Annotated in this window: 12 protein-coding genes; 6 read left to right on the forward strand and 6 right to left on the reverse strand. The window is 42.5% G+C overall.

What is annotated here, in order from left to right:
- The first annotated feature begins 231 nt into the window (after positions 1 to 231).
- From gutB to HC660_RS03430, 3 genes are all read left to right on the forward strand, one after another.
- Entirely contained in the window at positions 232 to 1,293 is a 1,062-nt protein-coding gene (gene gutB / locus HC660_RS03420; protein ID WP_168747081.1) for a sorbitol dehydrogenase, read from the forward strand.
- Between the two features lie 83 nt (positions 1,294 to 1,376).
- Entirely contained in the window at positions 1,377 to 2,768 is a 1,392-nt protein-coding gene (locus HC660_RS03425) for a glycoside-pentoside-hexuronide (GPH):cation symporter (protein WP_168747082.1), read from the forward strand.
- 102 nt (positions 2,769 to 2,870) lie between these two features.
- Complete coding sequence (locus HC660_RS03430) at positions 2,871 to 3,839, forward strand: carbohydrate kinase family protein (protein ID WP_168747083.1); 969 nt, start codon at positions 2,871 to 2,873, stop codon at positions 3,837 to 3,839.
- A 62-nt stretch (positions 3,840 to 3,901) separates the two neighbouring features.
- Here the strand turns inward: HC660_RS03430 and HC660_RS03435 are convergent, their stop codons facing one another.
- A complete protein-coding gene (locus HC660_RS03435) occupies positions 3,902 to 4,897 on the reverse strand; it encodes a potassium channel family protein (protein WP_168747084.1) in 996 nt (331 codons plus the stop codon).
- Positions 4,898 to 5,511: 614 nt separating this feature from the next.
- Between HC660_RS03435 and HC660_RS03440 the strand changes: the two genes are divergently transcribed.
- Positions 5,512 to 6,933, forward strand: coding sequence for a myo-inositol transporter IolT (locus HC660_RS03440; RefSeq protein ID WP_010333222.1), 1,422 nt, complete (start codon positions 5,512 to 5,514; stop codon positions 6,931 to 6,933).
- A 48-nt stretch (positions 6,934 to 6,981) separates the two neighbouring features.
- Here HC660_RS03440 and bdhA read toward each other — a convergent pair whose 3' ends face one another.
- Positions 6,982 to 8,022, reverse strand: a complete 1,041-nt coding sequence (bdhA, locus tag HC660_RS03445) for a (R,R)-butanediol dehydrogenase (protein ID WP_010333223.1) — start codon at positions 8,020 to 8,022, stop codon at positions 6,982 to 6,984.
- Between the two features lie 441 nt (positions 8,023 to 8,463).
- On the opposite strand from bdhA, the gene walM reads away from it, so the two are divergent.
- Both walM and HC660_RS03455 read left to right on the forward strand, forming a co-directional pair.
- Positions 8,464 to 8,835: a cell wall metabolism protein WalM gene (gene walM, locus HC660_RS03450; protein ID WP_081720753.1), complete on the forward strand. Its 372-nt coding sequence runs from the start codon at positions 8,464 to 8,466 to the stop codon at positions 8,833 to 8,835.
- A 65-nt stretch (positions 8,836 to 8,900) separates the two neighbouring features.
- Positions 8,901 to 9,947 (forward strand): PD40 domain-containing protein, encoded by a 1,047-nt coding sequence (locus HC660_RS03455; RefSeq protein ID WP_168747085.1) that lies wholly within the window; start codon positions 8,901 to 8,903, stop codon positions 9,945 to 9,947.
- 32 nt (positions 9,948 to 9,979) lie between these two features.
- Here the strand turns inward: HC660_RS03455 and HC660_RS03460 are convergent, their stop codons facing one another.
- From HC660_RS03460 to HC660_RS03475, 4 genes are all read right to left on the reverse strand, one after another.
- Complete coding sequence (locus tag HC660_RS03460; protein ID WP_010333226.1) at positions 9,980 to 10,138, reverse strand: hypothetical protein; 159 nt, start codon at positions 10,136 to 10,138, stop codon at positions 9,980 to 9,982.
- A 186-nt stretch (positions 10,139 to 10,324) separates the two neighbouring features.
- Complete coding sequence (locus HC660_RS03465; RefSeq protein WP_010333227.1) at positions 10,325 to 10,534, reverse strand: cold-shock protein; 210 nt, start codon at positions 10,532 to 10,534, stop codon at positions 10,325 to 10,327.
- An 81-nt stretch (positions 10,535 to 10,615) separates the two neighbouring features.
- A complete protein-coding gene (locus HC660_RS03470; protein WP_168747086.1) occupies positions 10,616 to 11,431 on the reverse strand; it encodes an alpha/beta fold hydrolase in 816 nt (271 codons plus the stop codon).
- Positions 11,432 to 11,444: 13 nt separating this feature from the next.
- The gene (locus tag HC660_RS03475; RefSeq protein ID WP_168747087.1) at positions 11,445 to 12,431 is read right to left on the reverse strand and encodes a DUF4003 family protein; all 987 of its coding nucleotides are present in this window, start codon (positions 12,429 to 12,431) and stop codon (positions 11,445 to 11,447) included.
- Positions 12,432 to 12,433 lie beyond the last annotated feature (2 nt).

The following is a 12,433-nucleotide window of genomic DNA, read 5'->3' on the forward strand; positions in this document are numbered from 1 at the left end:
ACCTGCACCTCCTATTAGTACTATTTTATCAATCCTGCTTGTTTTGTATATGAAAAATCAAAAAGTACAGTGCGGCTGTCCTTTTATACAGCATGAAAAGCTGTTGAACATGTTGAAAAGCAGATAAAATGAGGGCAGTAACAGAAAATGCAAAAATGTATGCACTTACATTTCTGGATGAAGCGGCTTAAATGCCGTTAATAGTGTTCATAAAGAAAGGAATTTGCCGTAATGACTCACACAGTACCTAAAACCATGAAAGCAGCTATTATGCATAACACTAGAGAAATCAGAATAGAAACATTGCCTGTGCCGGACATCAGCCAGGATGAAGTGCTGATTAAGGTGATGGCTGTCGGGATTTGCGGATCGGATCTGCATTACTATACAAACGGCAGAATAGGCAATTATGTAGTGGAAAAGCCATTTATCCTCGGACATGAGTGCGCGGGAGAAATCGCGGCTGTCGGCTCGTCTGTTGAACAATTCAAAGTAGGTGACCGCGTGGCTGTTGAGCCGGGTGTCACGTGCGGACGCTGTGAGGCGTGCAAGGAAGGACGTTATAACCTTTGTCCGGATGTACAGTTTTTGGCTACACCGCCGGTAGACGGCGCGTTTGTACAATATATCAAAATCAGACAGGACTTTGTTTTCTCTATTCCAGATTCACTTACTTATGAGGATGCTGCCTTGATTGAACCGTTTTCTGTCGGTATCCATGCAGCGGCGAGAACGAAGCTTCAGCCCGGATCAACGATTGCGATTATGGGGATGGGCCCTGTTGGATTAATGGCTGTTGCGGCAGCTAAAGCGTTTGGGGCAAGCACAATTATCGTGACCGACTTAGAGCCGCTACGGTTAGAAGCTGCGAAAAAAATGGGAGCGACTCATATTATTAATATCCGTGAACAGGACGCGCTTGAAGAGATTAAAGCGATCACGAATGATAGAGGCGTTGATGTTGCTTGGGAAACAGCGGGGAATCCAGCGGCACTGCAATCCGCACTGGCTTCTGTGCGCCGGGGCGGGAAACTGGCGATTGTTGGTTTGCCTTCTCAGAACGAGATCCCGCTTAATGTGCCGTTTATTGCGGACAATGAGATTGATATTTACGGGATCTTCCGTTATGCCAACACGTATCCGAAGGGAATCGAATTTCTCGCTTCAGGCATTGTCGACACGAAGCATCTTGTAACGGACCAATATTCGCTGGAACAGACGCAAGAGGCGATGGAGCGGGCGCTTCAATTTAAGAATGAATGTTTAAAAGTGATGGTTTATCCGAATAGCTGAGTGAACAGGGAGAATCTCGTATTCTCCCTCTTATTTACTGGATTTGTACTCAATAATGAAAACGGATTCTTGGGGTGGGAAAGATGATCGAAACAGAAAAAGCAACGGTAATGAAGGCGAAACATCAAACAAAATCCAGTGCCGGTTTGTCCTGGCTTGAACGAATCGGATACGGCTTTGGTGATATGTCGTATAATATTGTGTTTCAATTTGTAAACGCATACCTGCTGTTTTATTATACGGACATCGGCGGCATACAGCCTGCGGTCATCGCCACATTATTTCTTGTTGTGCGGGTGCTGGATGCTATTTTTGACCCGATTATGGGGGTTATCTTAGATAAAACAAACACAAGGTGGGGAAAGGCAAGGCCTTATCTGCTGTGGGTTGCATTTCCTTTCGCATTATTTACTGTCCTGTGCTTCACCACTCCTCACTTTGGAGCAACGGGAAACATCGTCTATGCGTATATTACCTATATTCTGCTCGGCATGTCCTTTAGTATGCAAACGATTCCGGTGAACAGCTTAACGGGAAGGATGACGAATTCTGTAAAAGAAAGGACGGTATTAACAACAACTCGTATGATCTTGGTTTATGTCGGAATCCTTCTATCCATCTCCTGCGCGACACCGCTTGCAGCAGCTTTGGGAGGAGAGAACCAGGCATTTGGGTTTCAAATGACAGCTCTCGTCTATGCCATTGTTAGCATCGCTTTGAACCTCTTTAGTTTCTTTACTGTGCGTGAGCGGATTGCGCCTAAGAAAACAAAGAAACAGGGAATGAAAAAGACGTTATCTGTTTTGTTTCAAAACAAACCTTTGCTGATTCTAACGTCATCATTTTTAGCATTTGCAATCGGGTTTAATATTAAAATCAGTACAATGGTGTACTACTTTACGTATAACGTGAATCATAAGGAATTGGTGTTCTTTGGAACCGTTTTATTTTTTGGCGCAGCCCTCATCAGTAACTTGTTTATTCCATACTTTTCTGAGAAGTGGGGCAGGAAAAATGTGATGATCATATCGGCCGCTTTGTCACTGATTTCGTATGCAGGTCTGCATTTTACGGCGTATTCTTCGGTGACGCTCATTTTCATCTGGCTATTTGCTTCAGGGTTCTTTACAACCCCTTTAAATACGCTTGCTTGGGGAATGGTTGCCGATTGTGTTGATTATGCGGAATGGAAGACAGGAGTTCGTGCCGACGGAGTGGTGATTTCCAGCATGAGTTTTATCAATAAGTTAGGTGTTGCACTGGCCGGTTCGTTTTCTGCGATCTATTTAGGAATCGCAGGATATGTGGCGAATACTGATCAAACCGTAACGTCACTGAATGCGATTAAACATATGAATGCTTTAATACCGGGACTATTTATTTTACTCTCTATCATCATCATATCCTTTTATCCTTTAACTGAAAAAAGATATAAACAGATCATCACCGAGCTGAGAAGAACTCCAGGTGAATGAATATATTTAATATTTCTAATATTCGATGTAAAAGGTTGTATTTATGACTGAAAGTAATATACTGAGACTGTAATCTAGAATATGTAAAAAGAGTGTGATAACATGCGAAGTCAGTCTGTTGTTTGTATTGGGGAGTTATTGATCGATTTCTTTTGTACCGATGTTGATGTTGATTTAATGGAAGGGCGCCATTTCTTAAAAAGTGCCGGGGGCGCCCCGGCAAATGTGTCAGCCGCTATTGCCAAGCTGGGAGGGAACGCTGCTTTCGCAGGAAAAGTAGGGAAGGATCCCTTTGGGTATTTTCTGAAGCAAACGTTAGATGCTGTTCATGTTGATACCTCTATGCTGGTGATGGATGAGAAAGCACCTACAACGCTTGCTTTTGTTTCATTAAAGAATAACGGAGAGCGCGATTTTGTTTTCAATAGGGGCGCGGATGCTCTGTTTACGATCGAAGATGTCGATCAGGATAAAATGAATCAAGCAAAAATCCTTCATTTTGGCTCAGCGACGGCATTATTATCTGATCCATTTTGTACAGCCTATTTACGGCTTATGTCCATTGCGAAGGATAACGGGCAATTTCTTTCATTTGATCCTAATTATCGAGGGGATTTATGGAAGGGAAGAGTCTCTGAGTTTGTTAGTGCTGCAAAAAGAGCCATTGCTTTAAGTGATTTTGTTAAGGTGAGTGACGAGGAGCTGGAGATCATCACCGGTGCGAAGGATCATGAAGAGGGCGTCAATATCCTCCATGGCATCGGGGCCAAGATGGTTGCTGTGACTCTTGGGAAAAACGGAACACTGCTGTCTAATGGCAAGAAACATGAAATCATTCCGAGTATTCCTGTCACTTCGATTGATTCTACAGGAGCGGGAGACGCTTTTGTCGGTGCAGCCTTATTCAAATTAGCTGGTACAGATAAGATTCAATCGGTAGAAACTGATTTTAAGAAGCTGCGTGATATCGTATCTTTTGCCAATAAGGTGGGAGCGCTTGTCTGCACCAAAATTGGAGCGATAGATGCGCTGCCGCGTATGGAAGAGATTGAAGCTTCTATATCTTTGTGATAAAAATCGAGGATGTTTCTTAAAAGTCTCTTGGACTTTTGGGAGGCATCCTCTTTTTTCCTTTACTTTTGGACAGGCCACTTACGCGCACCCGCTTGAACAATGCCCAAAAGCAATTGCCGCCGTTCTTTTATAGATTTAATCGCTGTTCGAAAGGTTTGTTCTGATAGGGTTGGTATGCCGCATTCCCTTAGCTTCATAAGGTTGGGCTCCGGCGGTTCTTGTTCAGCCGGATGGATATATGCTGTATGAACGGTGTCTAAGTAGTTTTTAACACTTGAGCGCGCTTCTTTTATGTGCAGCTGATTCGGAAGATACTGCTTTGGAATGCCATATGTCAAAATGGTTAACGCTTCATCCAGTACAGTGACTGCAATCACGGAAGATTCCTCACGCTGTGTGCTATGGTAAAAATGAAGAATGGGGAAGGCGTTATGCTGAGCGGTCAGCTTTCCCAGCTCTGAAGAAAATGTAACGAGAAGCAGATCCATGTCGTGAAAATGTCTCCCGTTCCACGCAGTTTGGACAATCTCTGTTCCGTTATGCCCAAGACTCAGTACACTCTGGGCGAATGAGCGCTTTTGATTAACTGCGCTCAAGACAGAAATTAAATACGTAACAGAAAAAGTAATTGTAAGCAGACCTTCAGCTGTAGCACCGACTGTCACAAGCTTCCAAAAGGCTCCGTTCGGTGTAAGGTCGCCATTTCCTAATGTAAACATCACATATCCAGAAAAATAAGCTCGATCTGACCAGGAGGCTGGTTCTTTACTTTGAGTAACAACAAGAGAATGAGGGTCACTTGAGAAGATAAACGTCCAGCCGCTCCAAAATAAACCGATCCACACCAATAATGTCATGCATAACAGCAGGGGCCCTGCCGTACTGAGAACCTTTGCGTGATCTCCGCTGATCTTACGGAAGCCTTTCCACAGCCATGCAGATAAACATCTTGTGATCGGACCGGCTCCGCTCTCGAGCCATAATGTTGTCCATATAAAATCAATCATCCCCGCTGCCAACAATAAAATTCCTGCAATGATATAAATCTCATTCAATTTTATTGCCTCCTCCTATTCAATTAGAGCCAGCCATTTAGCCATCTTTATGTTTCTTTTCTATTTCCTTTTGTCTTGAATATGAAACAATCATTTGAATGTGTGAGCAGTGAATCATGCAGAGAAGATTTATATAGGAGAAGTTAACCAACACTTACTCATAATGAGGATGACAGAAATGTCGCATAACATACATAATGATTCCACATTTTCGGCAAGAAAAAAGTTCAATTCCCCTATGAAGTGGTCATTTTACCGACTTGAAGTGAAAAAAAATTCAGAAAATGTTATTGACTGAAAGCGTTTTTATAATTATGATATTAGCAGAAGTAACAAATATATAACTACAATATTACTATAACAACACTACAAAGTGACTATAAGATGACAACTCGTTAAGTCAGACACCAAAAATATACCCACTGTTGTTTAGTGTAATGAAATCGCTTCCAAAATAATTGGCTTCAACGCATGCTGAAAAGAAGGGAAGGTTATATAGCCAGTGATAAGAGACATTTTGAACTTTTTTCTCGGCATTTGAGAAAGGTTGCAGCCCTAGAATACGTTTTTAAAATACGCAGTGATCGATTTTGAAAAAGACTGGGGGAAACGGTATGAATACAAAAGGCAGTCAAATGTCATTTTTACGCACAATTATTTTAGTTTCGACTTTCGGCGGGCTTCTCTTCGGTTATGATACCGGAGTATTAAATGGGGCTTTACCATATATGGGTGAGCCTGATCAGCTTAATCTCAATGCTATCACAGAGGGGCTCGTCACCAGTTCTCTTCTTTTTGGAGCTGCACTTGGAGCTGTGCTTGGCGGAAGGATGTCTGATTTTAACGGACGCCGCAAAAACATTCTTTTCCTTGCCATTATATTTTTTATCTCAACGATTGGATGTACACTGGCTCCAAACGTAACAATCATGATCATTTCTCGTTTTGTGCTTGGGATAGCCGTCGGGGGCGCATCAGTGACGGTGCCTGCTTATTTAGCGGAAATGTCACCTATGGAAAGCAGGGGACGGATGGTGACCCAGAATGAATTAATGATTGTATCCGGGCAGCTGTTGGCCTTTGTTTTTAATGCCATCCTCGGGACGACAATGGGGGACAGCTCCAATGTATGGAGATTTATGCTCGTGATCGCATCTCTTCCGGCCGTATTCCTGTTCTTTGGAATGATCAGAATGCCTGAAAGTCCTCGCTGGCTTGTTTCAAAAGGAAGGAATGAAGATGCTTTAGGGGTTTTGAAGAAAATCAGAGACGAAAAACGCGCTGCATCTGAGCTGGCTGAAATTGAATCCGCTTTCAAAAAAGAGGATAAGCTTGAGAAAGCTACGTTTAAAGATCTAGCAGTGCCGTGGGTGCGCCGGATTGTATTCATAGGAATCGGAATTGCGATTGTACAGCAAATTACGGGTGTAAACTCCATCATGTATTACGGCACTGAAATTTTAAGAGATTCCGGGTTCCAAACGGAAGCAGCGCTGATCGGAAATATTGCCAATGGTGTGATCTCCGTTCTGGCTACGTTCGTTGGAATTTGGCTGCTCGGAAAAGTCGGTCGCCGGCCGATGCTGATTACAGGGCTGATCGGAACGACATCGGCATTGCTGCTGATCGGAATATTCTCACTTGTGCTGGAAGGATCGCCTGCACTTCCATATGTGGTTCTGTCGTTAACGGTTTCGTTCCTGGCATTTCAGCAGGGCGCGATTTCACCAGTGACGTGGCTGATGCTTTCAGAAATTTTCCCGTTGCGCCTTCGCGGTCTGGGAATGGGTGTTACGGTATTCTGCTTGTGGATGGTCAATTTCGCAGTCAGTCTGACATTCCCTATTTTGATGGCAGGCATTGGGTTATCAACAACGTTCTTCATCTTCGTTGCGCTGGGAATTTGCTCGATTCTGTTTGTGAACAAGTTTTTACCGGAAACAAAAGGTCTTTCGCTTGAGCAGCTTGAGGAAAGCTTCCGTGCTCACGATCGCAGTGAGGCTAAAGAAGAGGCCGGCGCTGAAGTGATTGGCTAAGAGGAATAAAAGAATCCGCACTTGAATGCGGATTCTTTATTAGTATGTTTAGTTTGGTCTGACAAGGATTTTCACTTGGTTTTTCTCTTTGATCAGAGATCCGAAGCCTTCTTCGATTAGATCGTCTAACACGATTTTTTTCGTAACGAGTTTATCGGCTGAGAAATAGCCTTCTTTCATTAATGACAATACAGCTGGGAATACGTCACGGTACCCGATGATTCCTTTCACTGTGCGTTCTTTGATTACGATATCATTCGGATGAATTTCAGCGCCTTTTTCCCAGATGCTGACGATCACTGTCTCACCGGCAATTGTTGTAGATTGGATAGCCTGGCGTAAAACGACTGGAACCCCGGTTACTTCAAAGGCTACGTCAACGCCGCCTCCTGTAAGGTCTGTGATATGGGCCACTACATCGTCTGTTTTGGACGGATCCACGATAATGGCGCCGAGCTCCTCAGCTTTTTGCTGGCGCTCAGGTGAGAGCTCAACAGCGTAAATTTCAGTAGCGCCGGCAGCTTTCAGCGCTTCAATGACAAGTAGTCCGATCGGGCCGCAGCCGAATACAGCCGCTTTGTCACCAGCTTTGATTTTGCTTGAGCGGACAGCGTATAAAGCGACCGCAGAAGGTTCAACGAGTGCGCCTTGTTCATATGATAATTCCTCAGGAAGTTTGAATAACAGCTCTTCATCTACAGAGACGTATTCGGAGAATCCGCCGCCGCCTCCGGCTAAGCCGAGGAACCCCATTTGTTCATCAAGGTTGTACGCACCCTGATGTCCATGTGTTGCAAAAATCGGTTCCACAACGACTCGGTCTCCGACTTTATAGTTTTCAACACCTTCCCCGACTTCAACAACTTCACCGGAGAATTCATGCCCCATTGTGACAGGTGCTGTTTCTTTTGTTAAAGGATGGGGTTTGTCCACCGGGATAAAAATCGGGCCTCCTAAATACTCGTGTAAATCACTGCCGCAGATGCCGCACCATTTGACTTTGATCTTGACTTTTCCCGGTTCCACTTTTGGCTCTTCAATATTTTCAATACGGATATCCTTTTGGTTATGCCATCTAGCTGCCTTCATGGATTACCACTCCTATATCTTTTGATATGAGTAATTCCGCACCGATCAATATGAACTGTTCACAAAATCGCCATTTTTAAAAACCAAAAAAAGATAAAACTTATATATAATATAGACTACGTTTTTTTGAAAAAAGAAACTTTGAAGAAAAAAGAGTCTCGCACACTCTTTTTTCTTTATGATGAGAGAGTAAGAATCGTTTACATAACAATGAATTTGGCTTGAACAATACGGTAATGGTTCGTTCATATTGAATGCGTCAACTACTCTATCAACAATTATAACGCTAACACTGCAATTATAATAGGATAATCTTCCATGGTTTATTTTAGCAGAGGACATTTTTTTGACTTTGTAACATTACTGTAAGGATATTGAAATAAAAAATCCCTGGTTGATCGTGTATAATTTTTCCTAGATGTTAATAAACAGGGGGACGAAATGTTGAAGAAAGTCATTTTAGCCGCTTTTATCTTAGTAGGAAGTACTTTGGGAGCTTTCAGTTTTTCGGCAGATGCCAGTGCGAAACATGTGAACGGAAATATTACTTGGTATAACGGAGTTGGGAAAAAAGGCTCTTCAGGTAAAAAACTTGGACATTGGGACTGTGCGACAAAGATCGGATTTGACGTACCTAGAAATGGGACAAAAATCAGAGCTTATGCAAAAGCGAAACCTAAAAAGGTCATTACGGTTTATAAAAATGATGTTGGCAGAATGCCTAATGCAGTGCTGGATGTAAGCCCTAAAGCGTTTAAAGCGCTGGGATACCCATTAAGCAAAGGAAAAGTATCGGGGCATTACAGCTATTAATACATAGTTTAAATCTGTAAAGCAAGAAGTCGCATTCTTGCTTTTTCTATTGGTGGAGATAAGAGATGAAAAAAGGAATCGTTTTAACGGCAATCGTCGTTGTTTTGGCGGCAGCTGCGGGTTTTATGTTTTATTCTTTTAAAGATAAAGGCAGTGAGAGTGCGGCCGATGTTTCCGTGAGCACGGAGAACAATGAGAAGCTTCTGATTTCGATTACCGATACCGATCTTCTGACGAAGTATTATGAAAATGATAAGGTGATCCATGAGGAGAAGCTGACCAGCTATCCGGCGTTTGCCTTGGATCAAGAGCAGCAGGCGCTCTATTATACAAGCAATAACGATCAAAATGAGATGAGGCTTTTTAAGCTTGATCTTAAGTCTGATAAGAAAACTATGCTTTATAAAGGTCCGGAAAGCGCGGACAGCTTGTTTTTATCAAAGGATCGCTCAAAAATTTATTTCCGTTTAGGAAAAGCGGACGAAAGCAATTTCCGTATCGCATCCTTTGATTTGAAAACGAAGAAGTACAAAAACCTGTATCCAGCCGCTAATGACCAGGATGACAGCGTCAGCAGCTTCTTTTATAACCAAAAAACAGATTCATTTGCTTTGCTTCATTATTCTGTAGAAGAAGACTACAAAAAAACGGATGAAGCCAATGAGAAGGGAATCGATCCTGAGCCGACAAAGATTCATTTTTCGGCCGGTCATGAAAGCGGCCTTCATGAGCTTAAGAGCCTGAAGCAGTTTATCAGTGATATTGCTGTTTCTGATGACGATAAACGGATTTTGTTTACGTCATATACACAAAAAGGCACGGAGCAAACGGCTTCTATTCAAATGCTGAATGCAGACACGAAAACCTATGAAAAAATCATTTCAAATCAGAAAACGTATAAGCTGTTAATTGACGCGCAGCCGCAGTTCTCCAAGGACGGAAAGAAAATTTATTTCCTTGCCGAAGCCAAAGGGGCTAAAAAGCTGAAGGACGAAACAGGGCGTGAAGCCAAGGTTCGAACAATTTATTCTTATGACCTTGACACGAAGACGTTCAAAAAAGTATGGGAAAATCCGAATGGCATCATCAATAGTTTTTCTGTCATCAACTGAAAAAATCACTCAGCAAATGCTGAGTGATTTTTTTAATGGACGAGGTGCAGGGCAAATGATCCGAGCCATTTAAAGAAACGAATAATTGGTATTGACCAATTCATAAGTTCCGCACATAAGTTTATAGCCAAGTTCAACTTTTTGTCAGAAGTTCGTTTCTCCAGGTCAGCCTGCTGTTGATTTTTGATCACATCATCACCTCTCATATCCATATTATACCATAATCAAAAGTGAAAAAGCCCGAAACGTTTACAGTTTTGGGCTTCATTATCTTGGCCTCTCGTCAAACCGGGAGGCCTTGCTATTGGATATAAGATTTGCTTCTCTAATCGAGGATTGTTCGCTGATAGAGACTGCTTTTTAAAAAAAGGGAAGAGCTAACTTGTTTTCGTTTGGCTGTTGTTTTGGAGATTCACTAATGAACGAATGCCTTCGACCATTTTACTTCCGCACAAAGGGCACAATGGCGTGTCACTGCTGGCGAAGTTTTTTCTGGTCCAGCCGTTGCAGTCTTCTTTTGTGCATTCCCAGGTACTCACATCTTCCTTTGGCAGCGGTTCTTGATTTCGTTTATTATAGTAAGACATAAAGTCACTTCTTCCCTCATGTATTTTACTGCACATTCTTATTGTCTCATACTTTGCCCTAATCTCCTAATTCCTTTTTCTTTATGACTTTCCAATCCGCTCATCTAAAAAGGACAGGAGCGTTCTGTTGAAAGCATCCGGTTCTTCTAAAAACGGACAATGGCTGCTCTTAGAAAATGTAACGAGCTTTGAGTTTGGAATATGTTCACACAGGTGTTCTCCGGCTTCTATTGAGAAAAATTTGCGGTCTTCTCCGAAGCATAACAATGTCGGCACATGAACGTTTTGAATGGATTCGCGATAATCTGCTGCCGTTTGATTAAATAAAATCGTGCTTGAAATGGCTGCCGGCTGTTTCAACATTTCGGCAAGCATCCATTCTGTTTCTGTTGATGCAGGCGGCTCTGCGAACATATTATTGATGAAGCTTTTGTAGAATGGAAGCGGGTCAGTTTGAATAGCGTGCATCGCTGTTTTCAAGCCGTCAAAGTCAAACGGGCCGTGTCCCCAGCCGTCCCATTGGTAGTCGGAAGCCGATTGATCGACGATAACAGCGGCTCGAATGTTATCATTCCCAAATTGATTGATATAATCCCATACCACGAAAGCGCCCATTGACCAGCCGACAAGGACGGCAGGCTCAAGCTCCATCGCACACATAAATTCCTTAATATCACGGGCGTATTGGGAAATGGTGTGTCCATGAAGAACTTTGTCGGATTCGCCGTGCCCTCTAAGATCGAGACGAATACATTGATAATTGGCAGATAGCGCTGAAAGTTGTTTGTGGAAAAATTGTCCGCTCATAAGCACGCCGTGTATAAATAGGATTGGTGTCCCGCTGCCGTGAGTTTCGTAGTATAGTCGGGTCTGATCTTCTAATGTGATGTATGGCATGTTTTCTCCTCCTTTAGTTTCCGTCATGCGAATGAATGGCTGATGAACTGATGATCACAGCTGTCGCGGCTGCTTGCTGTGCTTGGATGGCTGTTTCAATAGCTGTGTACAGCCCTGATTCCATCAGCAGATTTTTCTCCATATACTCGCTGAGATATAAACTGACAGCAATTTTGAAATTCATATCCTTTTCCCATTTAAATGCTTTTTCTTGGTTCAGTTCATGCGCAATGCCCAAAACGGTTTTGATATCCGGCTCTTCCAAGAATGTGAGGAGGGAGAGATCGGGATAATGAAAATCTTTTGGCTTTTTATGAGATTCAGTAATGGATTGAAAGATATGTTTGCATTGGGATACAAGGATTTCAGGGTCTTTTTCACTTTGCAGAGCAAGAATATGGCTGACGTGTTGTAAGTATTGGCCTTTTTTAAAGCCGTTAGCGGACAGCAGCTGGTAACATGATTCTGCCTTGTTCAGCGCCTGCAACCCTTTTCCGTTTTGGGCAAGCAATACGGCAAGCGGAACATTTTGAGTTGAAGTGAGAAAATAGTGATTTTTCTTCATCTGCTGATAAACAGAGAGCCCCATGTTCATCTGTTCTCTTTGGTTTATCGTTTCGGTCTTGCCGGTGAGCAAGATCAGAGCGGAAATGTACGTGAAAATATCCCGTTTATAACCAAGCCTCACCATTTGGTTGTATACATCGATAAACGTAAGAAACGCTTGCTTCGCCTCATGCTGAAAATGAATATCCAGAATTGATGCGACAGTAAATCGGTGGTGAGAACTGAGAGTTGAAAAGCTGCCGATGTTTGATTTTATATAGCTGCTCAAATTATAAAAGCGCTGAAAATCAAAATCTCTTTTATTCACAATATATGCAGAGGAGATGAGCATTAATATCTGATTATGAGCAACTTTCCATCTTAATTTTGATTTTAATTCGTCATAAATTGAAATGTATTGAGTTGTTTTATTTTTGAGATCGTTTGACAGCATAG

It is taken from the genome of Bacillus mojavensis (assembly GCF_012648005.1).
Lineage (GTDB): Bacteria > Bacillota > Bacilli > Bacillales > Bacillaceae > Bacillus > Bacillus mojavensis.